At 66.0% G+C, this 25873-nt stretch carries 35 protein-coding genes; 3 read left to right on the top strand and 32 right to left on the bottom strand.

What is annotated here, in order from left to right; translation table 11 throughout:
* Positions 1-42 precede the first annotated feature (42 nt).
* From ACSFBC_RS22945 to ACSFBC_RS22990, 10 genes are all read right to left on the bottom strand, one after another.
* Positions 43-1365 (bottom strand): ATP-binding protein, encoded by a 1323-nt coding sequence (locus tag ACSFBC_RS22945; RefSeq protein ID WP_435512644.1) that lies wholly within the window; start codon positions 1363-1365, stop codon positions 43-45.
* A complete protein-coding gene (locus tag ACSFBC_RS22950; RefSeq protein ID WP_435512708.1) occupies positions 1362-2042 on the bottom strand; it encodes a response regulator transcription factor in 681 nt (226 codons plus the stop codon). Before ACSFBC_RS22950 ends, ACSFBC_RS22945 begins: the two co-directional genes overlap by 4 nt.
* A 162-nt stretch (positions 2043-2204) precedes the next feature.
* Positions 2205-2657: a Spy/CpxP family protein refolding chaperone gene (locus ACSFBC_RS22955; RefSeq protein WP_435512645.1), complete on the bottom strand. Its 453-nt coding sequence runs from the start codon at positions 2655-2657 to the stop codon at positions 2205-2207.
* Positions 2658-2695: 38 nt separating this feature from the next.
* Complete coding sequence (locus tag ACSFBC_RS22960) at positions 2696-3064, bottom strand: DUF4148 domain-containing protein (protein ID WP_435512646.1); 369 nt, start codon at positions 3062-3064, stop codon at positions 2696-2698.
* A 134-nt stretch (positions 3065-3198) separates the two neighbouring features.
* On the bottom strand, positions 3199-4998 hold the full coding sequence (gene ptsP / locus ACSFBC_RS22965; RefSeq protein WP_435512647.1) for a phosphoenolpyruvate--protein phosphotransferase: 1800 nt from the start codon (positions 4996-4998) through the stop codon (positions 3199-3201).
* Positions 4999-5056: 58 nt separating this feature from the next.
* The gene (locus ACSFBC_RS22970; RefSeq protein WP_183024165.1) at positions 5057-5326 is read right to left on the bottom strand and encodes an HPr family phosphocarrier protein; all 270 of its coding nucleotides are present in this window, start codon (positions 5324-5326) and stop codon (positions 5057-5059) included.
* On the bottom strand, positions 5295-5750 hold the full coding sequence (locus ACSFBC_RS22975) for a PTS sugar transporter subunit IIA (protein WP_183024164.1): 456 nt from the start codon (positions 5748-5750) through the stop codon (positions 5295-5297). Before ACSFBC_RS22975 ends, ACSFBC_RS22970 begins: the two co-directional genes overlap by 32 nt.
* A complete protein-coding gene (locus ACSFBC_RS22980; RefSeq protein WP_435512648.1) occupies positions 5747-7030 on the bottom strand; it encodes an MFS transporter in 1284 nt (427 codons plus the stop codon). The genes ACSFBC_RS22975 and ACSFBC_RS22980 overlap by 4 nt, the downstream gene beginning before the upstream one ends.
* A 19-nt stretch (positions 7031-7049) precedes the next feature.
* On the bottom strand, positions 7050-7592 hold the full coding sequence (locus ACSFBC_RS22985) for a hypothetical protein (RefSeq protein ID WP_435512649.1): 543 nt from the start codon (positions 7590-7592) through the stop codon (positions 7050-7052).
* Between the two features lie 59 nt (positions 7593-7651).
* Positions 7652-8356, bottom strand: a complete 705-nt coding sequence (locus ACSFBC_RS22990; protein WP_435512650.1) for a DUF4197 domain-containing protein — start codon at positions 8354-8356, stop codon at positions 7652-7654.
* Between the two features lie 13 nt (positions 8357-8369).
* On the opposite strand from ACSFBC_RS22990, the gene ACSFBC_RS22995 reads away from it, so the two are divergent.
* Positions 8370-8867 carry a TlpA disulfide reductase family protein gene (locus tag ACSFBC_RS22995; protein ID WP_435512651.1) on the top strand — a complete coding sequence of 166 codons (498 nt, stop codon included), beginning with the start codon at positions 8370-8372 and terminating at the stop codon, positions 8865-8867.
* Between the two features lie 149 nt (positions 8868-9016).
* On the opposite strand, the gene ACSFBC_RS23000 is transcribed toward ACSFBC_RS22995, so the two are convergent.
* On the bottom strand, positions 9017-9472 hold the full coding sequence (locus ACSFBC_RS23000) for a c-type cytochrome (protein WP_435512652.1): 456 nt from the start codon (positions 9470-9472) through the stop codon (positions 9017-9019).
* A 153-nt stretch (positions 9473-9625) separates the two neighbouring features.
* Here ACSFBC_RS23000 and ACSFBC_RS23005 point away from each other — a divergent pair, with 153 nt between their 5' ends.
* Both ACSFBC_RS23005 and ACSFBC_RS23010 read left to right on the top strand, forming a co-directional pair.
* Positions 9626-10318 (top strand): cytochrome b/b6 domain-containing protein, encoded by a 693-nt coding sequence (locus ACSFBC_RS23005; RefSeq protein WP_435512653.1) that lies wholly within the window; start codon positions 9626-9628, stop codon positions 10316-10318.
* Positions 10315-10908: a GNAT family N-acetyltransferase gene (locus ACSFBC_RS23010; RefSeq protein WP_435512654.1), complete on the top strand. Its 594-nt coding sequence runs from the start codon at positions 10315-10317 to the stop codon at positions 10906-10908. Before ACSFBC_RS23005 ends, ACSFBC_RS23010 begins: the two co-directional genes overlap by 4 nt.
* A gap of 155 nt (positions 10909-11063) precedes the next feature.
* On the opposite strand, the gene ACSFBC_RS23015 is transcribed toward ACSFBC_RS23010, so the two are convergent.
* The 21 genes from ACSFBC_RS23015 to ACSFBC_RS23115 form a co-directional block, all read right to left on the bottom strand.
* Positions 11064-11570, bottom strand: coding sequence for a peroxiredoxin (locus ACSFBC_RS23015; protein ID WP_219209300.1), 507 nt, complete (start codon positions 11568-11570; stop codon positions 11064-11066).
* Positions 11571-11643: 73 nt separating this feature from the next.
* Positions 11644-11913 carry a 30S ribosomal protein S17 gene (gene rpsQ / locus ACSFBC_RS23020; protein ID WP_140844734.1) on the bottom strand — a complete coding sequence of 90 codons (270 nt, stop codon included), beginning with the start codon at positions 11911-11913 and terminating at the stop codon, positions 11644-11646.
* Positions 11914-11922: 9 nt separating this feature from the next.
* Positions 11923-12129 carry a 50S ribosomal protein L29 gene (rpmC, locus tag ACSFBC_RS23025; RefSeq protein ID WP_183024449.1) on the bottom strand — a complete coding sequence of 69 codons (207 nt, stop codon included), beginning with the start codon at positions 12127-12129 and terminating at the stop codon, positions 11923-11925.
* 62 nt (positions 12130-12191) lie between these two features.
* Positions 12192-12608, bottom strand: a complete 417-nt coding sequence (gene rplP, locus ACSFBC_RS23030) for a 50S ribosomal protein L16 (protein WP_183024155.1) — start codon at positions 12606-12608, stop codon at positions 12192-12194.
* Positions 12609-12662: 54 nt separating this feature from the next.
* The gene (gene rpsC / locus ACSFBC_RS23035) at positions 12663-13589 is read right to left on the bottom strand and encodes a 30S ribosomal protein S3 (RefSeq protein WP_183024154.1); all 927 of its coding nucleotides are present in this window, start codon (positions 13587-13589) and stop codon (positions 12663-12665) included.
* A 14-nt stretch (positions 13590-13603) separates the two neighbouring features.
* The gene (gene rplV / locus ACSFBC_RS23040) at positions 13604-13936 is read right to left on the bottom strand and encodes a 50S ribosomal protein L22 (protein ID WP_219209299.1); all 333 of its coding nucleotides are present in this window, start codon (positions 13934-13936) and stop codon (positions 13604-13606) included.
* A 9-nt stretch (positions 13937-13945) separates the two neighbouring features.
* Positions 13946-14224 carry a 30S ribosomal protein S19 gene (rpsS, locus tag ACSFBC_RS23045; protein ID WP_062478874.1) on the bottom strand — a complete coding sequence of 93 codons (279 nt, stop codon included), beginning with the start codon at positions 14222-14224 and terminating at the stop codon, positions 13946-13948.
* A gap of 11 nt (positions 14225-14235) precedes the next feature.
* Positions 14236-15060: a 50S ribosomal protein L2 gene (gene rplB, locus ACSFBC_RS23050; protein WP_140844738.1), complete on the bottom strand. Its 825-nt coding sequence runs from the start codon at positions 15058-15060 to the stop codon at positions 14236-14238.
* Positions 15061-15062: 2 nt separating this feature from the next.
* Positions 15063-15401 carry a 50S ribosomal protein L23 gene (rplW, locus tag ACSFBC_RS23055; RefSeq protein WP_435512655.1) on the bottom strand — a complete coding sequence of 113 codons (339 nt, stop codon included), beginning with the start codon at positions 15399-15401 and terminating at the stop codon, positions 15063-15065.
* Positions 15398-16018, bottom strand: coding sequence for a 50S ribosomal protein L4 (gene rplD, locus ACSFBC_RS23060; protein ID WP_183024151.1), 621 nt, complete (start codon positions 16016-16018; stop codon positions 15398-15400). Before rplD ends, rplW begins: the two co-directional genes overlap by 4 nt.
* Positions 16018-16698, bottom strand: coding sequence for a 50S ribosomal protein L3 (gene rplC, locus ACSFBC_RS23065; protein ID WP_219209297.1), 681 nt, complete (start codon positions 16696-16698; stop codon positions 16018-16020). Before rplC ends, rplD begins: the two co-directional genes overlap by 1 nt.
* 272 nt (positions 16699-16970) lie before the next feature.
* Positions 16971-17285: a 30S ribosomal protein S10 gene (gene rpsJ, locus ACSFBC_RS23070; RefSeq protein ID WP_007838118.1), complete on the bottom strand. Its 315-nt coding sequence runs from the start codon at positions 17283-17285 to the stop codon at positions 16971-16973.
* A gap of 24 nt (positions 17286-17309) precedes the next feature.
* Entirely contained in the window at positions 17310-18500 is a 1191-nt protein-coding gene (gene tuf, locus ACSFBC_RS23075; RefSeq protein WP_435512489.1) for an elongation factor Tu, read from the bottom strand.
* Between the two features lie 229 nt (positions 18501-18729).
* Positions 18730-20829 carry an elongation factor G gene (gene fusA / locus ACSFBC_RS23080; RefSeq protein WP_435512656.1) on the bottom strand — a complete coding sequence of 700 codons (2100 nt, stop codon included), beginning with the start codon at positions 20827-20829 and terminating at the stop codon, positions 18730-18732.
* Positions 20830-20912: 83 nt separating this feature from the next.
* Positions 20913-21386 carry a 30S ribosomal protein S7 gene (gene rpsG, locus ACSFBC_RS23085; RefSeq protein WP_435512657.1) on the bottom strand — a complete coding sequence of 158 codons (474 nt, stop codon included), beginning with the start codon at positions 21384-21386 and terminating at the stop codon, positions 20913-20915.
* Between the two features lie 146 nt (positions 21387-21532).
* On the bottom strand, positions 21533-21910 hold the full coding sequence (rpsL, locus tag ACSFBC_RS23090; protein WP_013543948.1) for a 30S ribosomal protein S12: 378 nt from the start codon (positions 21908-21910) through the stop codon (positions 21533-21535).
* A 141-nt stretch (positions 21911-22051) separates the two neighbouring features.
* Positions 22052-23221: a D-alanyl-D-alanine carboxypeptidase family protein gene (locus tag ACSFBC_RS23095; RefSeq protein ID WP_435512658.1), complete on the bottom strand. Its 1170-nt coding sequence runs from the start codon at positions 23219-23221 to the stop codon at positions 22052-22054.
* 17 nt (positions 23222-23238) lie between these two features.
* Complete coding sequence (locus tag ACSFBC_RS23100; RefSeq protein ID WP_435512659.1) at positions 23239-23874, bottom strand: alpha/beta hydrolase; 636 nt, start codon at positions 23872-23874, stop codon at positions 23239-23241.
* A gap of 14 nt (positions 23875-23888) precedes the next feature.
* The gene (locus ACSFBC_RS23105; RefSeq protein ID WP_435512660.1) at positions 23889-24260 is read right to left on the bottom strand and encodes a (2Fe-2S) ferredoxin domain-containing protein; all 372 of its coding nucleotides are present in this window, start codon (positions 24258-24260) and stop codon (positions 23889-23891) included.
* Between the two features lie 9 nt (positions 24261-24269).
* Positions 24270-25382, bottom strand: a complete 1113-nt coding sequence (locus ACSFBC_RS23110) for a VanZ family protein (protein WP_435512661.1) — start codon at positions 25380-25382, stop codon at positions 24270-24272.
* A gap of 31 nt (positions 25383-25413) precedes the next feature.
* Positions 25414-25842 (bottom strand): CopD family protein, encoded by a 429-nt coding sequence (locus tag ACSFBC_RS23115; RefSeq protein ID WP_435512662.1) that lies wholly within the window; start codon positions 25840-25842, stop codon positions 25414-25416.
* Between the last annotated feature and the right edge of the window lie 31 nt (positions 25843-25873).

The following is a 25873-nucleotide window of genomic DNA, read 5'->3' on the forward strand; positions in this document are numbered from 1 at the left end:
TAGCGCAGGCGACAGGCCGCGGGCCGCCTGCGCCGGCCCGATCTACGGCAGCCGGATCGTGATCTGCAGACCCGGATGCGCATTGCGCACCACCATTTCGCCGCCATGCGCCTCGGCGATCAGCCGGCACAGGTGCATGCCCAGGCCGACACCGCCGGTGGCCCGCGCACGCGCGCCGTCGGTGCGATAGAAGGGCTCGGTCAGCCGGTCGAGCTGGGCCTCGTCGACGCCGGGCCCGTGGTCGCGCACCTCGATCTCGACGCCCTGCTTCGGCCCCTCGAGCACCGCACGCAAGGACACGCACGGCGGCCGAGGCGCACCGGTGCTGTAGCGCAAGGCGTTGTCCAGCAGGTTGCGCACCAGCAGACGGATGCGCATGCGATCGACGGCATGCGGCGGCAGGCCTTGCACCAGGTCGAGGTGCACGTTCTGCGCGCCCGGCATCTCGGCCACGGCCTCGCGGATCAGCACCGCCAAATCGACGGGCTCGCGCTGCAAGCCGATGTGCGGACTGGCCAGGCGCTCGCTTTCGAGCAGGTCGCTGATCAGGTCGCGCATCTCGTTGAGGTCACGCAGCAGCGCCTCGCGCTCGACCGCGCCTTCGGGCGTGGCGGGCAGCAGCTCGGCGTTGAGCCGTGCGCGCGTGAGCGGCGAGCGCAGCTCGTGGCTCAGCGCCAGCAGCAGGGAGCGCTTCGCGTCGAGCATGCCGCGGATGTCGTGCGCCATGGTGTTGATGCGCTGCGCCAGGTCGCCCAGTTCGTCGTGGCGTCGCAGCGGGATGGGCTGGTCGAAGGCGCCGCGGCCGAAACGCTCGGCCCCGACACGGATGTCGTCGAGCGGGCGCAGCAGCTTCCGCACATAGGCGTAGGCGGCCATGATCAGGCCCAGCAGCAGCGCGAGCATGACCCAGCCGATGCCGTGCGGCCGGTCGCGCACGGGCGAATCGCCCAGGCCGAAGGTCAGCACATGGCCATCGGCGGTGCTGCGCCGGAACCACTCGTCGCGCGCGTCGGCACCTTCGCGGCGGTCGTCCCACCAGCCGCGCCGGTCCTTGGCGGGATGCGAGTCCCACTGCACCTGCGGCCCGTCGATGCGGATCGAGATCGGCAGGCGCGCGACCAGCGCCCGGGCGCGCTCCGCGTCCGGCGGGCTGCCGATCTCCAGCACCAGCCGGTCGATGTAGTCGATCAGCAAGGGCTGGGCCGCATCGCGCCAGCCGGTCTTGAAAGCGTGCCGCATGCCGCCCAGGAACACCGTGGTCATGGCCAGTGCGAGCAGCACGAACACCGTAATGAGCCGCAACCGGAGCGAGTGCTTCCAGCGGTGCCGCCAGCGCCGCTCGGTGTGGGTTCGACGGGCCCTCATTTCCCCAGGGCCAGCGCGTAGCCCGCATTGCGCAGCGTCTTGATGCAGTCGAGCGGCTCGAGCTTCTTGCGCAGGCGGCTGACCACGATGTCCACCGCACGCGTGTAGAAGTCGGCTTCCTGGCCGCGCAGCTGGTTGAGGATGTCGTCGCGGCTCCAGACCTTGCCCGGCTGCCGCGCCAGCAGCGCCAGCAGCTCGAACTCGGTGCCGGTGAGCTCGACGCGCTCGCCATGGCGCAGCACCTCGCGCCGGTCGAGGTCGATGGACAGTCCGTCGAAGTCCTGGCGTTGCGTGGTGGCGACCGGCGCCGTCGATTGGCGCTGGCGCCGCAGGATGGTCTGCACGCGCGCCACCAGCTCGCGCGGCTCGAAGGGCTTGGGCACGTAGTCGTCGGCGCCCAGCTCGAGCCCGACCACGCGGTCCATCACCTCGCCGCGCGCGGTGAGCATCACGATCGGAATGTCGCTCTCGGCGCGGATCGCGCGGCACAGCGCAAAGCCGTCCATCTCGGGCAGCATGACATCGAGGATGGCCGCGTCGTAGTGCGAGGCGCGCAGCTTCGCCAGCCCTTCGCTGGGACGCGTGGCGCTGTCGAGCACGCAGTCGAAGCGCGCGAAGTAGGTGGTCAGCGGCGCCGCGAGGTGCTCGTCGTCGTCGATCAGCAGGATGCGTGACATGGTCGGATTGTGCCTACTGGCGGCGCCCCACAGCAGACTCACGATCAGGCTCGAAGGCATCGGGAAGATGCGGCGCATGGCAGGCACTCCGGTGGTGGTCGCATCGCAGCCACCGGTGTGCGCGCAGACCGCGCGATGAACGTATCGGCGCGGTGCCGCGGCTCATCCATGCCGGCCCCAGCGGCGCCCGCGGTCCATGAACTCGCGCACCTTCTGCTGCTGCGCGGGCCGCAGGTGGTCGAAGAAGTCGGCCGTGGCCGCGATGATCTCGGGGCTGCCGGCACGCACGGTCGCGGTCTTTTCCTCGACCAGGCGGGTGGCGGCGGCCTGGTCCAGCTTGTCGCCGGCGAACAGGGCCTTGAACTGGGCGCGCGGATCGCCACCGCCGCGCAGGGCTTCGCGCTGCGCCTGCAGTGCATGGGCCAGCGCGGACAGCTTCTGCTGCTGCGCGGCATCGAGGTCGAGCTTGCTGCCGACGCGCTCGACCATGCGCGCGCGGAATTCGACCGAGTCGCTGTCGCCGCCGTGGCGGTGGCCCGCACAGCCCACGATGCTGCCGAGCACGAGCACGCCGCCGAAGAGGCCGACCAGACTGCGTTGGAACCAGGGTTTCATGACGATGCTTTCTGACGAAGTGAAGGGACTGCGAAGTCTCAGAGACGGCTGGCGGCCGGCTTGGGCGCGCTGGCGTTGGCATCGAAGGGATGCGGCTGTGTCGAGACCACGCGGCTGTTGACGCGCGAGCCCGCGCTCACGTTCTGGTCGGGCGCGGCGGCCGCGCGCACGGCCTCGCCGCGCGCGATCGCGCGGTCCTGCGAAACGACGACCCGTTCGGCGCCGCGCGAACCGCGTGTCACGTTCTGGTCGGGTGCGTTGGCGGCGCGGACCGCATCGGCCCTCACGTCGGCGCGCTGCAGGCCGCCGGGCGATGTCTGCACGCCTGTGTAGCTCTCGGCGTGCGCGGCCGTGGCGCCCAGCAGGGCGATGGTGGAAACGGCGAGGAAGGTGCTGCGGATGTTCATGTCGAGGTCCTTTCGGTGAAGGGATGAAGGAGCCTCGATGGTGCGATCCGCGGGCGGTGAAGTCTTCTCACCGCCGTATCGGCGTGTTTCGTTTTATTGCGACGGCACCGGCGCGCCGCGCCGGCCGCCCGGCCTCAGCGCGGCGCGCCGAGCAGGGCCGCGGGGTCTTCGGCCTCGAGCACGTCCTGCGCCCAGGCCTCGAGCTTGCTGGTGTCGGCGCGCAGCACTTCCTGCTTGACCGCCAGGATCTGCGACGGGTGCATCGAGAAGCTGCGCAGGCCCAGGCCCAGCAGCAGGCGCGTGAAGTTCACGTCGCCGGCCATCTCGCCGCACACGCTCACGCCCTTGCCCTGGCGCCGGCACTCGGCGATGGTCTCGGCCACCAGCCGCAGCACGGCCGGATGGGCGGGGTCGTAGAGGTGGGCCACGGCCTCGTCGGCACGGTCGATGGCCAGCGTGTACTGGATCAGGTCGTTGGTGCCGATCGAGAGGAAGTCGAAGTGCTTGAGAAAGGTCTTGAGCGTGAGCGCGGCCGCCGGGATTTCGATCATCGCGCCGAGCTTGACGCGGCCGTGCACCGCGCCGCGCCGGTCGAGCTGCGAGCGCGCCTCCTCGATCAGTGCCAGCGTCTGGCGGATCTCGCTGGCGTGCGCCAGCATCGGGATCAGCAGGTGGATCTCGCCGTGCGACGCGGCGCGCAGGATCGCGCGCAGTTGCGTGAGGAACATCGCCGGGTCGGCCAGGCTCCAGCGGATCGCGCGCAGGCCCAGCGCGGGGTTCAGGTAGTCGTCGCGCACGGCTTTGCCGTCGAGCGGCTTGTCGGCCCCGACGTCGATGGTGCGGATGGTGACCGGCATGCCCTGCATGCCCTCGACCGCGCGGCGGTAGGCCTGGTACTGCTCTTCTTCGTCGGGCAGTCGCGTGAGGCGCTGCGCCTCGCGGCCCATGAACAGGAACTCGCTGCGGAACAGGCCCACGCCGACCGCGCCGGCCTTGACCGCGCCCAGCGTGTCCTCGGGCATCTCGATGTTGGCCAGCAGTTCGACCCGCTCGCCGTCGAGCGTCACGGCCGGCTTGTGGCGCAGCCGCGTGAGGCGCCCGCGTTCGAGTTCGCCCTGGCGCTGCTTGAAGCCGTACTCGGCCAGGATGATCGGCGAGGGGTCGACGATCACCACGCCGGCATCGCCGTCGATGATGACCCAGTCGTCCTGACGCACCAGCTGGCTCGCGGTGCGCGCGCCGACCACCGCCGGGATGTCCATGCTGCGCGCGACGATGGCCGTGTGCGAGGTGCGGCCGCCCACGTCGGTGACGAAGCCGGCGAACACGCTTTTCTTGAACTGCAGCATGTCGGCCGGCGACAGATCGTGCGCGATCAATACCAGGGGCACATCGGCACCCTCGCCCGAGGTCGGGTCGTGCGCGTCGTCGTCGTGGGCCGCGCGCTTGCGCCGCGGCGGCGTGGGCGCGAGCACGGCGGCCGTGCCCTTCATGCGATGCAGCATGCGCTCGACCACCTGTTCGAGGTCGGCCTTGCGCTCGCGCAGGTAGGCATCCTCCATCTCGTCGAACTGGCGGGCGATCACTTCCAGCTGCGTGGTCAGCGCCCATTCGGCGTTGTAGAGGCGCTCGGTGATCCAGTGCTTGACGCCGCCGCTCAGCGCCTCGTCCTGCAGCAGCATCTGATGCACCTCGAGCAGCGCCGCAAGCTCGTGCGGCGCCTCGCTCGGCCCCATGAGCGCGACGCTGGCCTGCAGCTTGGTCAGCTCGTCGGCGACCGCGTTGCGCGCGCTGCGCACGCGGTCGATCTCGGTCTCGATCTGCTCGGGCTTGATGAAGTAATGCGCGACGTCGATGCGGCTCGACACCACCAGCACCGCACGCCCGATGGCGATGCCACGGGCGACGGGAAGGCCGTGGACCGCAAAGGTCATGGCGCCATCCGGGGCGTGCAGCGCAAGCGCGGCGAGAAGGCCTGGAGGCGCGCCATGGTCACTCGCCCTCGCCGAACTTGTCGTTCATCAGGGCGATGAGCGCATCGCTGGCCTGCTGCTCCTGCTCGCCGATGGTTTCCAGCACGACCGTCGAGCCGAGCCCGGCGGCCAGCATCATCACGCCCATGATGCTCTTGGCATTGACGCGACGCTCGCCGCGCGAGAGCCAGACTTCGCACGGGAAACTGCCGGCCAGCTTGGTGAGCTTGGCCGAGGCACGGGCGTGCAGGCCCAACTTATTGCTGATGGTCACGGATGTCTTGATCACTGTGTTTTCTTCTCGCCTGGTTCTGGGGAGCGGCCACTGCCACCTGCATCACGCCCGCCGTACCGCCGGCGATGGCCCGCTGCACCAGGGCATCGAGCGGCTCGTTGCGGTAGCTCACCGCGCGCAGCAGCATCGGCAGGTTGACGCCGGCCACGAGCCGCGAGCGCGCGCCGTCGACCAGCTTCTGTGCCACGTTGCAGGGCGTGGCGCCGAACACGTCGGCCAGCACCAGCACCTGGGAGCGCGGCGCACGCAGCTGCAGCTCGAGCGTGATGCGCGCCGCGGCCAGCGTTTCTTCGGGCGATACGTTGGGCAGCACGTCGAGCGCCGCGATGTTCTGCTCGCAGTCGGGAAACACATGCAGCGCACATTGCCGCAGCGCCTGTGCGAGCGGAGCGTGGGCGATGAGAAGGATGCTGTTCATGCGACGCGAGGGGACGGATGTCGATTATGCGGGGGCGCCCAGAGGAAGTAGAGGTACGACAGCATGCAGCAGCCCAGAAACACGGCAAAGGCGGCGCGGAAGGCGTCCACGGTGTCGAAGCCCAGACCGAGGAACAGGTCGATCAGCAGGCCGATGCCCCATTGCACCGTGAAGATGCCCAGAAAGATCACGAGGTTGTAGGCCGACAGCGCGCGGCCGGCCAAGGCCGCCGGCAGCGCCATCGCCACCGCCGGTTGCGCGAGCGTGACGACGGTGGACATGCACAGAAGCAGCATCCATGCGGTGGTCCCTGCCGCCGGCCCGGCCACCAGCATCAGCGCCAGCAGCCCCATGTTGAGCGGCAGGCCCCAGGCGAGCAGGCGCGTGGCCCCGATGCCGCGCCGCACCAGCCACGGATTGACGGCGCCCCAGAGCCAATAGGCGGCCAGCATCGCGATGCTGATGCGGAACAGCGCGCTCGCGGCTTCGAAGGACGAGTAGCCCGCCACGCGCGTGAGCCAGGGCACGACCCACAGCGTCTGCATCGCGACGAAGCCGCCGTAGTTGAAGAAGCCGATCGGCGTGACCTTGCGGAAGAAGGGGTTGCGGAACACGGCGCCGTACCCCGGCGTCGCCGCGGCGTCCGCTGCTTCGTTGTCACCGCGCGCCGGCACCAGCGGGCGCCAGGCAGGCACGACCCAGGCGATCAGCGCCATCGAGAGCAGCACGCCCGCGGCGAGCAGCCAGAACAGCGGTCGCCAGCCGATCATCGGCACCAGCCAGTGCACCGGCAGGGTCGCTGCCACCAGCCCCAGCGAGCCGACCATGAGCATCCAGGCATTGCCGCGCAGCTGCAGTGAGGGATCGAACCAACGCCGATAACCGGTCAGCGGCGCCATCAGGCAGGCGCTCACGCCCACGCCGGTGAGCACGCGCGCAGCCAGCAGCATCGGGAACTCGGTGACCTGCGAGAACAGCAGGCAGCCCGCCACCGCCGCAGTCAGGAAACACAGCACCACGCGCTTGGGGCCATGGCGGTCGAGCCAGGCGCCCATCGGCAGTTGCGTGAGCGCGAAGCCGAAGAAGTAGCCGCCGGCCAGCAGGCCGAGGTCGCGCGACTGGAGGTCGAACGCCTCGGTCAGCACCGGCGACAGCGTGGCGGTGATGGCGCGCACCAGCGTCGACAGGAAGTAGGCGAACGCGAAGGCCAGGAAGACCGCGATCGCGCGGGACGAACTGCGCAGCATGTCGCTGGCCGGTGCAAGGGGAATGGCGCTCATCGTGCGGGCCGCAGCAGACTCATGGCAGCCTCAGGCCGTCGAAGAAGGTGGTCACGGCTTCGGCATTGGCCGGCGTGCCCAGCACCGTGGCCTGGTAGATCGAGACGCCGCCCGCGCGCCATTGCGCGAACCACAGCACCCGCGTGGCTGGGCCGGGTCCGTGGCGCTCGCCCGCATCGAGCCGGACCGGTGCCGGCTGCAGCGCGGCACGCGGCACCACACCCACGGATTCCTGCGGCGTCACACCCGCCAGCTGGGTGCGCGTGGCCGCGCGCCAGGCGCCCAGCCAGGCCTCGGCCTGGGCCGCGTCGGCAGCGCGCGCATGGGCCACGGCAAAGGTGGCACCGCCGGCCTCGCAACCTGCCATCTCGACGTTCACGGCCTCGGCGCCCAGTGGCAGCGCGCGGCTGGCGCGATCGGGCTTGCAGGGCAGGAGCGCGATCAGGCCGCCGTCGCCGATCGGCACCTCGCGCCAGTTGAAGGTGAGGCTGCAGGCGGCCAGAGCGGCCGAGGCAAGGAGGAACAGGAAAGCGGCCGGGCCGGCGCGGGAGGAGGAAGGCATCGGGTCGCGATTATGGGCGCGCGCCCCGATCCGGTGCGGCCCTGCCACAGCGGGAAGGCTCAGCGGATGGCGCCGAACACCTTCTGCAGGATCGCGCTGCCGCTGCCCACGGGATCCTGGCGGATCTTGCGCTCTTCCTCGCCGATCATCAGGTAGAGGCCATCGAGCGACCTGCCTGTGACATAGCCCTGGAGGTTGGCGTCCTCCTTCTTCACCAGCCCGAAGCCGGCGGCCTTGCCCGCGAGCTGGTTGTACTTGTCGGCCAGCTTCACCTTGACAGTGGCCGCACTCACGATCGGCAGGAAGCGCTCGGTCAGCGGTGCGCGCGTGCGTCCGGCGAAGAATTGCGTGACCGAGTTGTCGCCGCCCGTGAGGATGCCCTTGGCATCGGTGACGCTCATGGTGCGCACCGCATTGACCAGCAGGTCCCTGGCGGCCGGCACGGCCTGCTCGGCGGCCCGGTTCATGGCCGTGACCAGCTCGTCGATGCGGCGGCCCTGTCCCATCATGCGCAGCACCTTCGAGCCCTCCTCGAGGTAGCCCGGCAGCGGAATGCGCACCTTGGGGTTGCCCAGGAAACCGTCGGGCCGGCCCAGCAGGCTCACGGCCACGGTGGCGCCCTTCTCGAGCGCGGCCTTGACGCCGCTGGAGGCGTCGGCGCTGCTGAGATCGCTCAAGGACAGTGCATGCGCCTGTTGCATGGCCAGCAATGCCAATGAGGCAGGCAAGGCCAGGCAGGCGGAACTAAAATTGCGGCGGTCCATTCCATCGGTCTCCATGAAAAAAATACTCCCTGTCGCTGCGCTCGTGATCGCCCTCGCTGCCGGCGCCGGCGTTTATCTGAAGACCGGCGTCTCGGCCGCACCGGCGTCGACCTTCGTGTTGCTCGACGGCAGCCAGAAGACCACGGAAGACTTCAAGGGCAAGGTGACGCTGGTCAACTTCTGGGCCACCAGTTGCGTGACCTGCGTGGCCGAGATGCCCAAGGTGATCGCCACCTACGACAAGTACAAGGCGCAAGGCTACGACACCTTGGCCGTCGCCATGAGCTACGACCCGCCCAGCTACGTGGTGAACTTCACGGAAACCCGCAAGCTTCCCTTCAAGGTCGCGATCGACAACACCGGCGCCGTGGCCAAGGCCTGGGGCGACGTGGCGCTCACGCCCACCACCTACATCGTCAACAAGCGCGGCGAGATCGTGAAGCGCTACGTGGGCGAGCCCGACTTCGCCGAACTGCACAAGCTGATCGAGAAGCTGCTGGCCGAAGCCTGAGCGCCCCACCACCAAGCAACGAAAAAGGCACCGAGAGGTGCCTTTTTCTGTTCCAGGGACACCGCGGAACCGGCTCCGCCGGGCCGCCGGTGTCGCCCCCTTGAGGGGGAGGCGAAGCGACACGGAGTGCGCGAGCCTTCGGGGGTGGGTCAACGTGCTCTGAAGCTGTCGTGGCACGCCTTGCAGGTCGCGCCCGCCGCACCGATCGAGGCCTTGATGGCATCGAGGTTGCCGGTCTTGGCGGCCGCCGCCAGCTTGACCATCTCGCCCTCGGCCTTGCCGGCCAGGTCCTGGAACTTCGCCTGCTCTGTCCAGACCTCCGGCCGGGCCTTGCCGCCCTCGGTGCCGGGACCGAACGCCACCCAGGGCTGCTTGATCAGTTCGGCCACGCGCTGCGCGCTCTCGTCGGCGACCTTGGCGTTGAAATCGTCGCGGCCCGAGGCCATGTCGGCGACGCGCTTGAAGTTCTGCTGCATCTCCTTGAGCGTGGCCTGGCGGAACTTGATGGCGTCCTCGGGCTTGTCGAACTTCTGGGGCTGGGCATGGACGGGCAGCACGGCTGCGACAACTGCCGCAGCCAGCGTGAGGCTGGCAAGACGAATCATGGGCTTCCTTGTTATTTCGTGAGGATCGATGCCGCGCCTGCGGCACCGAAGCGCAGTTTAGAGGGCGTCGAAGGCACAGGGGCGACATGGGGCTTCCGGTGGCTGCCGCCGAGATTTGCTAATCTGCGCCTTCTGCTTTCTTCTGCTCGCCCGATGACTCCTTCTCCGACCCCGGCCATGGACGAGGCCCGCCCGACGCCCACGCGCGTCTGGGATCTTCCGACGCGGGTCTTTCACTGGCTGCTGGCCCTGGCTGTCAGCGGCCTGCTCGCGACCGGCTTCCTTGGCGCGATGGAATGGCACTTCAGGCTCGGCTACCTCGTGCTGGCGCTGCTGCTGTTCCGGCTGCTCTGGGGTTTTGTCGGCGGGCGCTGGTCGCGCTTCGGCACTTTCCTCTACCGGCCGCGCTCGATCCTGGCCTACCTGCGCGGCAACGCCCACCCCGACCATCTGATCGGCCACAGCCCGCTGGGCGCGCTGTCGGTCTTCGCGATGCTGGGGCTGCTGGCGCTGCAGGTCGGGACCGGCCTGCTGGCCGACGATGAAATTTCCAATGCGGGCCCGTTGACGCACCTTGTGTCGGGCGCCGTCGCCAGCCTGGCGACCGGCTGGCATGCAGAGCGCGGCAAATGGCTGGTGATCGCCTTGCTCGTGCTGCACCTGCTGGCCGTGCTCTATTACGCGCTGGTGCGGCGGCACCGTCTGGTGGGCCCGATGATTTCAGGCGACAAGTCCTTGCCGGCCGCCCAGTCCAGCCGGGACGATGTGACCACGCGCCTGTTCGCCGTGGTGCTGTTCGCGGCCTGCATGGGCTTCGCGCTCTGGATCGGATCGTTGCGGTCATGAGCCCTTTTCCCACCTCACGCACGCTGCCGCTGATCGGCACACCCGACATCGTGCTGCTGCCGCCGGTCGAACCACACGAACTGGACGCCACCCGTGCCGTGTTCGCCGAGTACGCGAGCACGCTCGGCATCGACCTGGGTTTCCAGAATTTCGCCGAGGAACTGGCGGCGTTGCCCGGCGACTATGCCGAGCCGCGCGGCGTGCTGCTGTTGGCACTGGTCGAAGCCAGCGATGCCGTTGCGGCGGCCGAACGCCACAGCGGCCTGGTGCTGCGCATGGCCGATGGCCGGCCGGCCGTGGTGGCGGGTTGCTGCGCGCTGCGGCCGCTCGACACCGCCGACGATCCGAACTCGGCCGAGATGAAGCGTCTCTACGTGCGCCCGGCCTTTCGCGGCCTGGGCCTGGGCCGGCGGCTGGCCGAAGCGATCCTCGACGCGGCGCGCGGCGCGGGTTATGCCTGCGTGCTGCTGGACACGCTCGACGACATGGAGTCGGCGCGCACGCTCTACGAGGACCTCGGCTTCACCGAAGTCCCGCCCTACTATCACAACCCGATTCCGGGCTCGCACTACCTCAAGGTGGAGCTCTAGCCCACCCCCGAAGGCTGCGCGGCACTTCGTGTCCGCTTGCCTTCCCCCTCAAGGGGGCGACACCAGCGGGCCGGCAAAGCCGGTTCCGCGGTGTCTCTGGCATTGAAAGGAAAAAGGCGCCTCGCGGCGCCTTCGTCGGGGGTGCGCAGAGGCGATCAGCCCTTGGCTTGCGCCAGCAGCGTTTCCGCATTGCTGACTTCGAACTTGCCCGGTGCCTCAACGTTGAGCGTCGCGACCTTGCCGTCCTTCACCAGCATCGAATAACGGTTGCTGCGCAGGCCCATGCCACGGCCGGTCAGGTCGAGCGTCAGGCCGGTGGCCTTGGCGAAATCGGCGCTGCCGTCGGCCAGCATGCGCACCTTGGTGCCGGTCTTCTGGTCGCGCGCCCAGGCGCCCATCACGAAGGCGTCGTTCACGCTCAGGCACCAGATCTCGTCGACGCCCGCGGCCTTGAAGTCGTCGAAGTGCTGCACATAGCCCGGCACGTGCTTGGCCGAACAGGTGGGCGTGAAGGCACCGGGCAGCGCGAAGACCGCGATCGTCTTGCCGGCCGAAGCCTTGGCGACGTCCACGGCGTTCGGGCCGATGCTGCAGCCCTCGCCTTCGACCTCGGAGTATTCCTGCAGGGTGACGGAGGGAAGGGTGTCGCCGATTTTGATCATGATTGAAATGCTCCGGACAAAAAAGAAACGGCCCACATTGTGGGCCGTTTCGGGAGGGGCTGTGCGCCCAGGGTCAGACCAGGACGGCCTTCTCGACCAGACGGGTCACGACCCAGTTCTTGGTCTTCGAGATCGGGCGGCTTTCCGTGATCTCGATGGTGTCGCCCAGGTGGTACTCGCCCTTTTCGTCATGGGCGTGGTACTTGCTCGTCTTGGCCACGATCTTGCCGTAGAGCTCGTGCTTCACACGACGCTCGACCAGCACGGTCACGGTCTTCTCACGCTTGTCGCTCACGACCTTGCCGATCAAGGTGCGCTTGAGGGATTTTTTAGCTTCCGTCATGTTTGCTCCTTACTTGGCGGCGGGTGCTTCTTGCTTCTGAGCAAGAATGGTCTTGGCGCGAGCGATGTCGCGACGTGTCACGCGCAGCGTCGAGGTGTTCGACAGCTGTTGCGTGGCCTTCTGCATGCGCAGACCGAAATGGGCCTTCTGCAGATCCTTGATTTCGGTTTGCAGGCCGGCGACGTCCTTGTCGCGCAGCGCTGCTGCCTTCGACACCTTGGCCGGCTTGGCCGCGGCGTCCTTCTTCTTACGTGTTGCCATGAGTGTTCTCTCCTCGATCAGGTGCCGAGCTGGCGCGCGACGAAGGTGGTACGCAGCGGCAGCTTGGCAGCAGCCAGGCGGAACGCTTCGCGAGCGAGTTCTTCGGGCACGCCGACGATCTCGAACACGATCTTGCCGGGTTGGATTTCCGCGACGTAGTACTCGGGGTTGCCCTTACCGTTACCCATCCGCACTTCAGCGGGCTTGGTAGAGATTGGCTTGTCCGGGAACACGCGGATCCAGATGCGGCCACCGCGCTTCACGTGACGCGAGATCGCGCGGCGTGCAGCTTCGAGTTGGCGCGCGGTCAGACGGCCGCGGTCGGTGCATTTCAGACCGAAATCACCGAATGCCACCGAGTTGCCCCGGGTAGCGATGCCAGTGTTGCGGCCCTTTTGTTCCTTGCGGAACTTTCTGCGTGCAGGTTGCAGCATGTTTTATTACTCCGTGAGACTGACCCGAGCGCTTTCGCGCCCGGGAAAGACCGATTACTCGGTCTTGGCACCGTCAGCTGCTGCAGCTGGCGCGGCTTTGCGGACGCGCTTAACGGCGGGTTTCGGGTCTGCACCCGGTGCTGCGGGTGCACCACCGGTCGCTTCTGCGGGCTTGTCGCTGCCATCGGCCGGCGCGGTGTTGCCACCGATCGGGCCACGGCCACCGGCGCGGGGGCCGGGACCACGACGGTCGCCACCCGGACGGTCGCCACCAGGGCGGCCATCACGGCGGGGACCCCGTGGGCGACGCTCGTCGTCCGGTCGCGGCGTTTCGACGGCCGGCAGGTCGTTACGACCCAGCGTGTCGCCCTTGTAGACCCAGACCTTGACGCCGATGACGCCGTACGTGGTCTTGGCTTCCGAGGTGCCGTAGTCGATGTCGGCGCGCAGGGTGTGAAGCGGCACGCGGCCTTCGCGGTACCACTCGCAACGCGCGATTTCGATACCGTTGAGACGACCCGACGACATGATCTTGATGCCCAGGGCACCCAGACGCATGGCGTTCTGCATCGCACGCTTCATGGCGCGGCGGAACATGATCCGCTTTTCGAGCTGCTGCGTGATGCTGTCGGCGATCAGTTGGGCATCGATTTCAGGCTTGCGCACTTCTTCGATGTTCACTGCGACCGGCACACCCAGCTGCTTGCCGAGTTCGCGCTTGAGGTTCTCGATGTCTTCGCCCTTCTTGCCGATCACGACGCCCGGACGTGCCGAGTAGATCGTGATGCGTGCATTCTTGGCGGGACGCTCGATCAGCACGCGCGAAACCGACGCGTTCTTGAGCTTCTTCTTCAGGTACTCGCGCACCTTGATGTCTTCGGCCAGCATGCCGGCGAAGTCTTTGTTGCTGGCGTACCAGCGGCTCGACCAGTTGCGGCTGACCGCAAGGCGGAAGCCGGTAGGGTGGATTTTTTGTCCCATAGTCTTCCGGCCTTTTAGTTGCCAACCGTCACGTACACATGGCACGTGGGCTTGCTGATGCGGTTGCCGCGACCCTTGGCGCGCGCGGTGAAGCGCTTGAGCGTGGCACCTTGTTCGACGTAGATGGTCTTGATCTTCAGCTCGTCGATGTCGGCACCGTCGTTGTGCTCGGCGTTGGCGATTGCCGACTCGAGCACCTTCTTGATGATCACAGCGGCTTTTTTCTGCGTGAATTGCAGAACGTTGAGCGCTTGATCGACCTTCTTGCCGCGGATGAGGTCCGCGACCAGACGGCCCTTGTCGACCGACAGGCGGACACCGCGGAGGACTGCACGTGTTTCAGACATGGTCGTTCCTTACTTCTTCTGGACTTTTTTGTCCGCGGGGTGCCCCTTGAACGTGCGGGTGAGCGCAAATTCGCCGAGCTTGTGGCCGACCATCTGGTCGGTGATGTACACAGGCACGTGCTGCTTGCCGTTGTGCACGGCAATGGTCAGACCGATGAACTCGGGCAGAACCATCGAGCGACGCGACCAGGTCTTGATCGGCTTCTTGTCCTTGTTCGTCACAGCCTTGTCGGCCTTGGCCACCAGATGGTGGTCGACGAAAGGACCCTTCTTGAGAGAGCGTGTCATTTGCTATCCCCTTATTTCTTGCGACGCGACACGATGAAGACCTGCGTGCGCTTGTTGTTACGGGTGCGATAGCCCTTGGTGAGGTTGCCCCATGGATCGACTGGATGGCGACCTTCACCGGTCTTGCCTTCACCACCACCGTGCGGGTGGTCAACCGGGTTCATCACCACACCGCGAACGGTCGGACGGATACCCATGTGACGCTTCGCACCGGCCTTGCCCAGACGGCGCAGGCTGTGCTCTTCGTTGGCGACTTCACCGATGGTGGCGCGGCATTCCACGTGCACGCGGCGGACTTCACCCGAGCGCATGCGCACTTGAGCGTAGACGCCTTCGCGTGCCAGCAGCGTGGCCGACGTACCGGCCGAACGCGCGATCTGCGCGCCCTTGCCGGGTTGCAGCTCGATGCAATGGATCGTCGAACCGACCGGGATGTTGCGGATCGGCAGCGTGTTGCCGGCGCGGATCGGAGCTTCCGAACCGCTCAGCAGCGTTGCACCGGCTTCCAGACCGCGCGGGGCGATGATGTAGCGGCGCTCGCCGTCGGCGTAGCACACCAGAGCGATGTGGGCGGTGCGGTTCGGGTCGTACTCGATGCGTTCGACCTTGGCCGGGATGCCGTCCTTGTTGCGCACGAAGTCGACCACGCGATAGTGATGCTTGTGACCACCGCCGCGATGGCGAATCGTGATGTGACCGTTGTTGTTGCGACCGGCAGCCTGGAACTGCGGCTCGAGCAACGGAGCGTGAGGGGCACCCTTGTACAGGTGATCCCGGGAGATCTTCACCGCGCCGCGTTGGCCCGGCGAAGTGGGTTTCATCTTGATGACGGCCATGATTAAGCGCCTTCCCCGACGAGGTTGAGCTCTTGACCTGCCTTCAGCGTCACATAGGCCTTGCGAACGTTGTCGCGGCGGCCGATGGACTTGCCAAAGCGCTTGGTCTTGCCCTTGGTGTTGAGCACGGACACGCCCTGGACTTCGACCTTGAACATCAGTTCAACAGCGGCCTTGATCTCGGGCTTGGTGGCGTCCTGCAGCACCTTGAAAGTGACGGTATTCGACTTTTCGCCGACCATCGTTGCCTTTTCGGACACGATAGGGGCGACCAGCACGGCCATCAGGCGGCCTTCCTGGTACTGGGTACGGAAGACCGGCGTAGGATTCATGCGGCTCATGCGAACATCTCCTTGAGCTTGTCGACGGCACCCTTGGTGACGAGCACCTTCTTGTAGTGCACCAGCGACACCGGGTCGGCGTAACGCGGCTCGACGACGAGCACGTTCACCAGGTTGCGCGAGGCGAGGTAGAGGTTCTCGTCGACTTCTTCGGCGATCACGAGCACGGACTCGAGATTCATGGCCTTGAACTTGGCGGCGAGCGGCTTGGTCTTGGGCGAATCCACGGTGAGCGAATCGACCACGGCCAGACGGCCTTCACGAGCGAGCTGCGAGAAGATCGACGCCATGCCGGCGCGGTACATCTTCTTGTTGATCTTCTGCGTGAAGTTTTCGTCAGGCATGTTCGGGAAGATGCGGCCGCCGCCACGCCACAGGGGCGAAGACGTCATACCGGCACGGGCGCGGCCCGTTCCCTTTTGCTTGAAAGGCTTCTTGGTCGAGTGATGGACCTGTTCGCGGTCCTTCTGGGCGCGCGTGCCTTGACGGGCGTTGGCCTGGAATGCGACGACGATCTGGTGAACCAGGTCTTCGTTGTAGTCACGGCCGAACACGGTCTCGGGGGCGTCGTACTTCGACGCGGCCTGGCCTTGCTCGTTCAGGAGTTCGAGTTGCATTACTTCGCTCCTTCAGCAGCTTGGGGCTTGGCCTTGATGGCCGGACGCACGGTGACGAAGCCACCCTTCGAACCGGGGATCGCACCCTTGATCAACAGAAGCTGACGCGCTTCGTCGATACGGAACACGTCGAGGTTCTGCGTCGTGACGGTGACGTCACCGAGGTGACCCGTCATGCGCTTGCCCGGGAACACGCGACCTGGATCCTGCGCCATACCGATGGAACCCGGCACGTTGTGCGAACGGCTGTTGCCGTGCGACGCGCGCTGCGAACGCATGTTGTGACGCTTGATCGTGCCAGCGAAGCCCTTGCCGATGGAAGTGCCTTGCACGTCCACCTTCTGGCCCACCGCGAACACGCTACCCGCGGCAATCACGCCACCGGTCTTGTGCTGACCGGCCGTATCGGCGGTCACGCGGAATTCCTGGATGATTTCGCCAGCTTCGACACCCGCCTTGGCGAGATGTCCGGCTTGCGGCTTGGTCACGCGCGATGCTTTACGCGAACCGAAAGTCACTTGAAGCGCGACGTAGCCGTCGGTCTCTTGGGACTTGATCTGGGTCACACGGTTGTTGGACACATCCACCACCGTGACAGGAACTGCGTCCCCGTCATCGGTGAAGAGACGCATCATCCCCACCTTGCGGCCCAGCAACCCGAGGGAGTTGCTCAGACTCATTTGTTTTCTCCAAAAATGGAAGTCTTCCTTCGCCGCTGCCACTTCAATTGGCGACAGCGTTTGGCCCCGTTGAAGGCCCTCGAAGAAAGGTTGATAAATCTCGGCTTGTACGCACCCGCGAAGGCGCAAAACGAGCAGAGCCGGCGATTATAGCCCGCACTGCCCTTTTCACGCAAGGCGTCGCCCCGAGAGGGGCATGCGTCCGGCCGATTCAACGGACAAGGTCCGTCGGCATTGCTGCCGACGGACCCTGAAGAAGCGCAGAACCGGAGTTACTGCAGCTTGATCTCGACGTCGACGCCAGCCGGCAGGTCAAGCTTCATCAGCGCGTCCACGGTCTTGTCGGTCGGGTCGACGATGTCCATCAGGCGCTGGTGCGTACGGATTTCGAGCTGGTCGCGCGACGTCTTGTTGACGTGCGGCGAGCGCAGGATGTCGAAACGCTTCATGCGCGTCGGCAGGGGCACGGGGCCCTTGACGATGGCGCCGGTGCGCTTGGCGGTGTCCACGATCTCAGCGGCCGATTGGTCGATGAGCTTGTAGTCGAACGCCTTCAGGCGGATGCGGATCTTTTGCTTCGTTGCCATGGTGTGTGTCCTTGTGCCTGCGGATTAAGCGATGACCTTGGCCACGACGCCCGAACCCACGGTGCGGCCGCCTTCGCGGATGGCGAAACGCAGGCCTTCTTCCATGGCGATCGGGTTGATCAGCTTCACGGTGATGCTGACGTTGTCGCCAGGCATGACCATTTCCTTGCCTTCAGGCAGCTCGATCGCACCGGTCACGTCCGTCGTGCGGAAGTAGAACTGCGGGCGGTAGTTGTTGAAGAAAGGCGTGTGACGGCCGCCTTCGTCCTTCGACAGCACATACACCTCGGCGGTGAAGTGCGTGTGCGGCTTGATCGAACCCGGCTTGCACAGCACTTGGCCGCGCTGGACGTCTTCGCGCTTCGTGCCGCGCAGCAGCACGCCCACGTTGTCGCCCGCTTGACCTTGGTCCAGCAGCTTGCGGAACATTTCCACGCCCGTGCAGATGGTCTTCTGGGTCGCAGCGATGCCGACGATCTCGATTTCTTCGCCGACCTTGATGATGCCGCGCTCGACAGCGCCGGTCACCACCGTGCCACGACCGGAGATCGAGAACACGTCTTCCACGGGCATCAGGAATGCACCGTCGATGGCGCGCTCAGGCGTCGGGATGTACGTGTCCAGTGCGTCGGCCAGCTTCATGATGGCTTCTTCGCCCAGCTTGCCCTTGTCGCCTTCGAGGGCGAGCTTGGCCGAGCCGTGGATGATGGGGGTGTCGTCGCCCGGGAAGTCGTACTTGTCCAGCAGCTCGCGCACTTCCATCTCGACCAGCTCGAGCAGCTCGGCGTCGTCGACCATGTCGCACTTGTTCAGGAACACGATGATGTAGCCCACGCCCACCTGGCGCGCCAGCAGGATGTGTTCACGGGTCTGGGGCATCGGGCCGTCAGCGGCCGAGCACACCAGGATCGCGCCGTCCATCTGGGCAGCGCCGGTGATCATGTTCTTCACATAGTCGGCGTGACCAGGGCAGTCGACGTGTGCGTAGTGGCGGTTGGCCGTTTCGTACTCGACGTGCGCGGTGTTGATCGTGATGCCGCGGGCCTTTTCTTCAGGCGCTGCGTCGATCTGGTCGTAGGCCTTGGCTTCGCCGCCGAACTTGGCCGACAGCACCGTTGCGATCGCAGCGGTCAGCGTGGTCTTGCCATGGTCGACGTGACCAATCGTGCCCACGTTCACGTGCGGCTTGGTGCGGGTGAATTTACCTTTTGCCATTTTTCAATCCTTAGAAAGAGCATTCCCGTGTATTGGTTTTACGTCTGCATCCGGTTGCTGATTCACCCCGCACGGGAACAGGATGGCACCGAATCGCAGACAAAAAAATCGCGCTGTTCGCACTCTTTTCGCGAAACACCGCGGAACCGGCTTTGCCGGGCCGCTGGTGTTGCCCCCGGTAGGGGGTGGGAGTCGCGACACGAAGTGCGCAGCGACCTGGGGGCGAACCTTACTTCGCGCGGGCCGCCACGATGGCTTCTGCGACGTTACGGGGGGCTTCAGCGTAGTGCTTGAACTCCATCGTGTACGTGGCGCGGCCTTGCGACATCGAGCGCAGCGTGGTCGAGTAGCCGAACATTTCCGACAGCGGCACTTCGGCCTTGATGGCCTTGCCGCCACCCATCATGTCTTCCATGCCCTGGACCATGCCGCGACGCGAGGACAGATCGCCCATCACGTTGCCGGCGTAGTCTTCCGGGGTCTCGACTTCCACGGCCATCATCGGCTCCAGGATCACCGGGCTGGCCTTGCGGCAGCCTTCCTTGAAACCGAAGATCGCGGCCATCTTGAACGCCATTTCGTTCGAGTCCACGTCGTGGTACGAACCGAAGTGCAGCGTCACCTTGACGTCCACCACCGGGTAGCCGGCGAGCACGCCCTGGCCCAGTGCTTCGATCACGCCCTTTTCGACCGCGGGAATGTATTCGCGAGGAACCACACCGCCCTTGATCGCGTCGACGAACTCGAAGCCCTTGCCCGGCTCCTGCGGCTCGACCTTGAGCACCACGTGGCCGTACTGGCCCTTGCCGCCCGACTGACGCACGAACTTGCCTTCGGCATCTTCGACGGTCTTGCGGATGGTTTCGCGGTAAGCCACTTGCGGCTTGCCGACGTTGGCTTCCACGCCGAATTCGCGCTTCATCCGGTCCACGATGATTTCCAGATGCAGCTCGCCCATGCCGGCGATGATGGTCTGGCCCGATTCTTCGTCGGTCTTGACGCGGAACGACGGATCTTCCTGTGCCAGGCGTTGCAGGGCGATGCCCATCTTTTCCTGGTCGACCTTGGTCTTGGGCTCGACGGCCTGGGAGATCACCGATTCCGGGAACACCATGCGCTCGAGCGTCAGGATGGCGGTCGGATCGCACAGCGTTTCGCCCGTGGTCACTTCCTTCAAGCCGATGCAGGCAGCGATGTCGCCGGCACGGATTTCGCTCACTTCGACACGGTTGTTGGCGTGCATCTGCACGATCCGGCCGATGCGCTCTTTCTTGCCGCGCACCGGGTTGTAGACGCTGTCGCCCTTGGTCAGCACGCCGGAATAGACGCGAACGAAGGTCAACTGGCCGACGAACGGGTCGGTCATGAGCTTGAATGCCAGCGCGGAGAACTTCTCGCTGTCGTCAGCCATGCGGGTGACGGGCGTTTCGTCTTCGTCCATGCCGTTGACCGGCGGAATGTCGGTCGGTGCGGGCATGTACTCGACGACGGCGTCGAGCATGGCCTGCACGCCCTTGTTCTTGAAGGCGGAGCCGCACAGCATCGGCTGGATTTCGCCGGCAATGGTGCGCTGGCGGATCGCGGCCTTGATCTCGAGCTCGGTCAGTGCCGTGCCTTCGAGGTATTTGTTCATCAGCTCTTCGCTGGCTTCGGCGGCAGCCTCGACCAGCTTTTCGTGGTACTCGGCACACACATCGACCAGATCGGCCGGGATGTCCTTGTAGGTGAAGGTGACACCCTTGTCTTCGTCCCAGTAGATCGCCTTCATCTTGACCAGATCGACGATGCCCTGGAAGCGGTCTTCCGCACCGATCGGGATCTGGATCACGACCGGGTTGGCCTTCAGGCGGTCGACCATCATCTGGCGCACGCGCAGGAAGTCGGCGCCGGTGCGGTCCATCTTGTTGACGAACGCGAGACGGGGCACCTTGTACTTGTTGGCCTGACGCCAGACGGTTTCCGACTGGGGCTGCACGCCGCCGACGGCGTCGTACACCATCACGGCGCCGTCGAGCACGCGCATCGAGCGCTCGACTTCAATCGTGAAGTCCACGTGACCGGGGGTGTCGATGATGTTGATGCGGTGTTCGTCGAACGTACCGGCCATGCCCTTCCAGAAGCAGGTGGTCGCAGCGGACGTGATCGTGATGCCACGCTCTTGCTCCTGCTCCATCCAGTCCATGGTGGCGGCGCCGTCGTGCACTTCACCGATCTTGTGGTTCACACCGGTGTAGAACAGGATGCGCTCGGTCGTCGTGGTCTTGCCAGCGTCGATGTGCGCCGAGATACCGATGTTGCGGTAGCGCTCGATGGGTGTAATGCGTGCCATGAGAATTTACTCCATTAACGGATGAAAGCCCGCTCACCACACGGCGAGTCGGGCTTCCAACCAGTCTGATTTGAGGGACGGTCTTAGAAGCGGAAGTGGCTGAACGCCCGGTTGGCTTCTGCCATGCGGTGCACTTCGTCACGCTTCTTCATGGCACCGCCACGGCCTTCCGTGGCTTCCATCAGTTCGTTGGCCAGACGCAGGGCCATCGACTTTTCACCGCGCTTGCGAGCGGCTTCCTTGATCCAGCGCATCGACAGGGCGAGGCGACGGACAGGACGGACTTCGACCGGGACTTGATAGTTCGCACCGCCCACGCGGCGCGACTTCACTTCGACCATCGGCTTCACGTTGTTGATGGCAACGGTGAACGCTTCGACGGGGTCCTTGTCCGGGTTCTTCTTTTCGATGAAGTCGAGGGCACCGTAAATGATGCGCTCGGCAACAGCCTTCTTGCCGCCTTCCATGATCACGTTCATGAACTTCGACAGCTCGACATTGCCGTACTTGGGATCCGGCAGGATTTCACGTTTGGGGACTTCGCGACGACGTGGCATTTTTTTAACCTCTTTGCTTCAGTTGGTACCGTTTCCGATACCGCGAGAGCCAGTTGGAACTCTCACTTACTCGACCCGACCTTGGGTCACTTCGTTCGATGTGCCCGCCAAGGCAACCGAACACCGCTTGTTTTCGAGAAGAAGGCTTATGCCTTCTTCGGACGCTTCGCGCCGTACTTGGAGCGCGACTGCTTGCGGTCTTTCACGCCTTGCAAGTCGAGCGAACCGCGCACGATGTGGTAGCGAACACCGGGCAAGTCCTTGACACGACCGCCGCGAACCAGCACGACGCTGTGTTCCTGCAGGTTGTGGCCTTCGCCGCCGATGTAGGAGATGACTTCGAAGCCGTTCGTCAGACGAACCTTGGCCACCTTGCGGAGTGCCGAGTTGGGCTTCTTGGGCGTCGTGGTGTAGACGCGGGTGCAGACACCGCGACGTTGCGGCGAGTTCTGCATGGCAGGGCTCTTCGAATTGATCTTCTCGACCGTTCGACCCTGACGCACCAGTTGATTGATGGTTGGCATGAATGAATGAATCCCAAAACACCCCGACCTTGGACCCCACCGTGACATGGGAAGCCGGGAATTGACGAAAACGTGAAACCCTTCGGAAATTTCCGAAAAGCCCGCGAGTATAGCAGGCGGACGGGCCGCGTGGCCAGCCCCCTACTTGATCCAGAGGCGAACGGCGTCCCAGGCACGGCCGAGGATGCCGGCCTGCTCGACCGCTTCGAGCGCCACCAGCGGCACCTCGGTCACGGGCTCGTCGCCCAACGTGACCTTGAGCGTGCCGACCTGCTGGTTCTTGGCGAAGGGCGCGACCAGCGGTTCGGGGCGCGCGACCTGTGTCTTGATCTTGCTCGCCGAACCCGCGGGCACCGAGACCACGATGGCTTCCGGGCGGCCCAGCTTGAGCGTGTTCGCCTTGCCCTTCCAGACCGCCGGTGTGGCGGCAGGCTGGTTGCCGTCGAACAGTTTGACGGCATCGTAAGCGGTGTAGCCCCAGTTCAGCAGCTTCTGCGACTCGTTGGCACGCGCGTTCTCGCTGGCCGCGCCGAGCACGATCGACAGCAGGCGGCGTCCGCCGTTCAGGTTCGGGAAATCGCGCTTGGCCGTGACGATCATGCAGTAGCCGGCGGCATCGGTGTGGCCGGTCTTCAGGCCGTCGACGGTCGGGTCGCGGAACAGCAGCAGGTTGCGGTTGGTGTCGTTGGTCGACGGCGTGCCCGGATAGCGGTACTTCTTGATCGCGTAATACTGCACGTACTCGGGAAAGTCGTGCATCAGGCGCGTCGCGAGGATGCTCAGGTCGCGCGCCGTCGTGGTGTGGCCCGACGCCGTCAGGCCCTCGGGATTCCTGTAGCTGGTGTTCTTCATGCCGAGCACCTTGGCCTGCTCGTTCATGAGCTGGACGAAGTGCTCGACCGTGCCGCCGACGCCCTCGGCCAGCGCCACCGTGGCGTCGTTGCCCGACTGCACGATCAGGCCCTTGATCAGGTCTTCCACCGGCACCTGCATCTTCGGATCGATGAACATGCGCGAACCGGGCATCTTCCATGCGCGCGGGCTGACCGGCAGCGTCTGCGTGAGCGAGATCTTCTTGGCCTTGAGCGCATCGAACACCAGGTAGGCCGACATCAGCTTGGTCAGCGAGGCCGGCTCGACCGGGCTGTCGATGTCCTTCTGCGCGAGCAACTGGTTGGACGTGATGTCGAGCAGCAGATAGCTGCGCGCGGCGACCTCGGGGGGAACGGGCATTTGCGCCGCGGCCAACATGCAGAAGGATGCCGAAAAAAACAGCACCAGCGCGCGGAGCGCGACAGACAGACGATTCATGGGGATGGGAGACCGGGCTACAGGTCCGCGCGCAGATGGCGGACAACAAGGTTTTTCAAGAGCGGCAATTGTCCGTGAAAGAAATGACCGCCTCCGGGGACGACTGTGACAGGAAGTGACTGCGGGCGAGCCCAATCCATCACGGCCGAGAGCGCAACGGTGTCGTCGGCTTCGCCATGCACGATCAACGTACGTTCGACCGCCCCTTCGGGCAGCACCGGCGGCACCACGCGCGCAACACTGGCACCGACCAGCGTCAGGTGTGCGACCTCGCGCTCGGTCCAGAGTTCCTGCAATGCAGTGATCGCGACGAAGGCGCCGAAGGAAAAACCGGCCACGGCCAGCGGACCCGACGGTGCGAGTTGCGCGACCACGGCACGGTAGTCGTCGCTCTCGCCGCGGCCTTCGTCATGCACGCCCTCGCTGGCGCCGACGCCGCGGAAGTTGAAACGCACCGCGGTCCAACCGCTGGCGATGAAGGCGCGCGCCAGCGTCTGCACCACCTTGTTGTCCATGGTGCCGCCGAACAGCGGGTGCGGGTGCGCGATCACGGCCACGCCGCGCGAAGGCTGGCCATCGGTTGGCAGGTCGCGCTGCACCTCGATGATGCCGGCGGCGCCTTCGAGCCGAAGCTTTTCGGTTTGCGAATTCATCACGGGCGCTCCGCTCAGCGCCCGACGTCGGCCGGCAGCACCAGGCGCTCGACCACCCGGCCATTCTTCAGATGCGACTCGACGATCTCGTCGATGTCGGCCTGGTCGACGAAGGTGTACCAGACGGCTTCCGGGTAGACCACGGCCACCGGGCCGCCCGCGCAGCGGTCCAGACAGCCGGCCTTGTTGACCCGCACCTTGCCGGCGCCGGACAGGCCGGCCGCCTTGACGCTGGCCTTGCAGTGGTCGAAACCCTGCTGCGCGCCGTGCAGGGCGCAGCAGTCCTCGCCGCCCTTGCGCTCGTTGAGACAGAAGAAGATGTGGCGCTCGTAGTAACCAGGCGCGGCGGGCGCGGCGGATGCGGCTGGAGTGGGGGAACGGGGCATCGCCCCATTCTAGGTTTGGCGTCTGCGCCGAGACAGCGCCACCAGCACGTAGCCCAGCGTCGCAAAGGGCCACAGCCAGCCCAGCCATTGCACCAGCCCATGGAAACGGATGAAGCGCCCCTGCTCCCAGGTCGCCAGCGTCTGGGCGAAGTACGCGCTCTCGGGCGCCTGGTTCAGCAGACTCAGATGCAGCACCAGCGCGGCCAGCAGCAAGGCCGCACACAGCCTGCGCGGCGCGGCCAGCAGCAGCAGGCCGAAGACGATGGCGGTCACGGTACCGACCTGCACCGGCAGGCTGAACCAGGCCCAGGCATGCGCCGGACCCCAGCTCAGCGCCGCAGACAACGCGCTGCCGGCCAGGCCTGCGCACAGGATCGCGGCCATCAGCATCGCGCGGCGTGGCACCGATCGCGTCACCATGAAGCCCAGCAGACACGGCACCAGCGCACCCAGCATCACGCACAGCAGTTCGATGCCGGGCACCAGCGGCTGCAGCTCGAACTCCCGCAGCGGCATCCAGTCGAGAAAGGGCGTGTCGACCAGCCATTCGGCGATCGCGTTTTCCAGCCGCTCGAAGACCTGGCCGAGGCCGAAGGGAACCGCTGCCGGGAACAGCAGCGCCACGGGCCACAAGGCCAGCAGCACCAGGCCGTAGCGCGCGTCATCGACGAACCATTGCGTGCGTGCGCGACTCCAGTGCGCCACCGCGCCCAGGCGCTCCAGCGCGGCAGCCAGCATCGAGCCGACCAGCGCGCCCAGCGCATTCAGGCCCAGGTCGACATTCGAGGGGATGCGCATCGGCAGGTAGCCCTGCAGCGTCTCCATGGCAAAGGCGATCGCAGCGCCGGCCAGCGTGGCGCGCAGCACCGCCGGGAAGACGCCGGCGCCCGGTTGCGTGCGCAGCACGACCAGCGCGGCCAGGAATCCGAAGGGCACGTAGCCCGCCACGTTGACCCCGAAGTCGAAGCCGGTCCAGTAGCGCGGCCAAGGCGCCGAGAGGTAGGACCAGGGCGCCAGGCCCTGGTCGCGCCAGTCCGTGAAAGGATAGAGGCTGGCGTAGACGATCAGCGCCGCATACGCCAGCGCCAGCGGCAACGCGGTGGACTTGTGCGGAGCGTTCACCGTGCAGGCGGCCGGAACGGTGCGCCGCACCCTAGAAGGGCTTGACGACCACCAGCACCACGATCGCCAGCAGCAACAGCACCGGCACCTCGTTGAACCAGCGGTACCAGCGGTGGCTGCGCATCGGCGCGCCGGCCACGAACTTGCGCAACAGCACGCCGCAGCCATGGTGGTAGCCCAGCACCAGCAACACCAGCGCCAGCTTGGCGTGCATCCAGCCATTGCCCGGGCCGCGGCCGATGCCGTAGCCCATCCACAGCCAGACGCCGAAGACCAGCGCCGGCACGGCCAGGAAGGTGGTGAAGCGCATCAGCTTGCGCGCCATGAGCAGCAGCCGGGCCCGCTCGGCCTCCGAGCCGGGCGGCACCATCGCCAGGTTCACGAAGATCCGCGGCAGGTAGAAGAGGCCGGCGAACCAGCTGGCGATGAAAACGATGTGCAGCGACTTGATCCAGAGCATGGACGCAGTTTAGTGGGGGCGAAAGCCGCCG

It is taken from the genome of Variovorax frigidus (assembly GCF_051216515.1).
Taxonomy (GTDB): domain Bacteria; phylum Pseudomonadota; class Gammaproteobacteria; order Burkholderiales; family Burkholderiaceae_C; genus Variovorax.

Excerpts from the sequence above, each read along its gene's own strand:
- ACSFBC_RS22945 (WP_435512644.1), bottom strand. The coding sequence starts at position 1,365 with ATGAGGGCCCGTCGAACCCACACCGAGCGGCGCTGGCGGCACCGCTGG.
- ACSFBC_RS22950 (WP_435512708.1), bottom strand. The coding sequence starts at position 2,042 with ATGTCACGCATCCTGCTGATCGACGACGACGAGCACCTCGCGGCGCCG.
- ACSFBC_RS22955 (WP_435512645.1), bottom strand. The coding sequence starts at position 2,657 with ATGAAACCCTGGTTCCAACGCAGTCTGGTCGGCCTCTTCGGCGGCGTG.
- ACSFBC_RS22960 (WP_435512646.1), bottom strand. The coding sequence starts at position 3,064 with ATGAACATCCGCAGCACCTTCCTCGCCGTTTCCACCATCGCCCTGCTG.
- ptsP (WP_435512647.1), bottom strand. The coding sequence starts at position 4,998 with ATGACCTTTGCGGTCCACGGCCTTCCCGTCGCCCGTGGCATCGCCATC.
- ACSFBC_RS22975 (WP_183024164.1), bottom strand. The coding sequence starts at position 5,750 with ATGAACAGCATCCTTCTCATCGCCCACGCTCCGCTCGCACAGGCGCTG.
- ACSFBC_RS22980 (WP_435512648.1), bottom strand. The coding sequence starts at position 7,030 with ATGAGCGCCATTCCCCTTGCACCGGCCAGCGACATGCTGCGCAGTTCG.
- ACSFBC_RS22985 (WP_435512649.1), bottom strand. The coding sequence starts at position 7,592 with ATGCCTTCCTCCTCCCGCGCCGGCCCGGCCGCTTTCCTGTTCCTCCTT.
- ACSFBC_RS22990 (WP_435512650.1), bottom strand. The coding sequence starts at position 8,356 with ATGGACCGCCGCAATTTTAGTTCCGCCTGCCTGGCCTTGCCTGCCTCA.
- ACSFBC_RS22995 (WP_435512651.1), top strand. The coding sequence starts at position 8,370 with ATGAAAAAAATACTCCCTGTCGCTGCGCTCGTGATCGCCCTCGCTGCC.
- ACSFBC_RS23000 (WP_435512652.1), bottom strand. The coding sequence starts at position 9,472 with ATGATTCGTCTTGCCAGCCTCACGCTGGCTGCGGCAGTTGTCGCAGCC.
- ACSFBC_RS23005 (WP_435512653.1), top strand. The coding sequence starts at position 9,626 with ATGACTCCTTCTCCGACCCCGGCCATGGACGAGGCCCGCCCGACGCCC.
- ACSFBC_RS23010 (WP_435512654.1), top strand. The coding sequence starts at position 10,315 with ATGAGCCCTTTTCCCACCTCACGCACGCTGCCGCTGATCGGCACACCC.
- ACSFBC_RS23015 (WP_219209300.1), bottom strand. The coding sequence starts at position 11,570 with ATGATCAAAATCGGCGACACCCTTCCCTCCGTCACCCTGCAGGAATAC.
- rpsQ (WP_140844734.1), bottom strand. The coding sequence starts at position 11,913 with ATGACGGAAGCTAAAAAATCCCTCAAGCGCACCTTGATCGGCAAGGTC.
- rplP (WP_183024155.1), bottom strand. The coding sequence starts at position 12,608 with ATGCTGCAACCTGCACGCAGAAAGTTCCGCAAGGAACAAAAGGGCCGC.
- rpsC (WP_183024154.1), bottom strand. The coding sequence starts at position 13,589 with ATGGGACAAAAAATCCACCCTACCGGCTTCCGCCTTGCGGTCAGCCGC.
- rplV (WP_219209299.1), bottom strand. The coding sequence starts at position 13,936 with ATGTCTGAAACACGTGCAGTCCTCCGCGGTGTCCGCCTGTCGGTCGAC.
- rpsS (WP_062478874.1), bottom strand. The coding sequence starts at position 14,224 with ATGACACGCTCTCTCAAGAAGGGTCCTTTCGTCGACCACCATCTGGTG.
- rplB (WP_140844738.1), bottom strand. The coding sequence starts at position 15,060 with ATGGCCGTCATCAAGATGAAACCCACTTCGCCGGGCCAACGCGGCGCG.
- rplW (WP_435512655.1), bottom strand. The coding sequence starts at position 15,401 with ATGAGCCGCATGAATCCTACGCCGGTCTTCCGTACCCAGTACCAGGAA.
- rplD (WP_183024151.1), bottom strand. The coding sequence starts at position 16,018 with ATGCAACTCGAACTCCTGAACGAGCAAGGCCAGGCCGCGTCGAAGTAC.
- rplC (WP_219209297.1), bottom strand. The coding sequence starts at position 16,698 with ATGAGTCTGAGCAACTCCCTCGGGTTGCTGGGCCGCAAGGTGGGGATG.
- rpsJ (WP_007838118.1), bottom strand. The coding sequence starts at position 17,285 with ATGGCAACGAAGCAAAAGATCCGCATCCGCCTGAAGGCGTTCGACTAC.
- tuf (WP_435512489.1), bottom strand. The coding sequence starts at position 18,500 with ATGGCAAAAGGTAAATTCACCCGCACCAAGCCGCACGTGAACGTGGGC.
- fusA (WP_435512656.1), bottom strand. The coding sequence starts at position 20,829 with ATGGCACGCATTACACCCATCGAGCGCTACCGCAACATCGGTATCTCG.
- rpsG (WP_435512657.1), bottom strand. The coding sequence starts at position 21,386 with ATGCCACGTCGTCGCGAAGTCCCCAAACGTGAAATCCTGCCGGATCCC.
- rpsL (WP_013543948.1), bottom strand. The coding sequence starts at position 21,910 with ATGCCAACCATCAATCAACTGGTGCGTCAGGGTCGAACGGTCGAGAAG.
- ACSFBC_RS23095 (WP_435512658.1), bottom strand. The coding sequence starts at position 23,221 with ATGAATCGTCTGTCTGTCGCGCTCCGCGCGCTGGTGCTGTTTTTTTCG.
- ACSFBC_RS23100 (WP_435512659.1), bottom strand. The coding sequence starts at position 23,874 with ATGAATTCGCAAACCGAAAAGCTTCGGCTCGAAGGCGCCGCCGGCATC.
- ACSFBC_RS23105 (WP_435512660.1), bottom strand. The coding sequence starts at position 24,260 with ATGCCCCGTTCCCCCACTCCAGCCGCATCCGCCGCGCCCGCCGCGCCT.
- ACSFBC_RS23115 (WP_435512662.1), bottom strand. The coding sequence starts at position 25,842 with ATGCTCTGGATCAAGTCGCTGCACATCGTTTTCATCGCCAGCTGGTTC.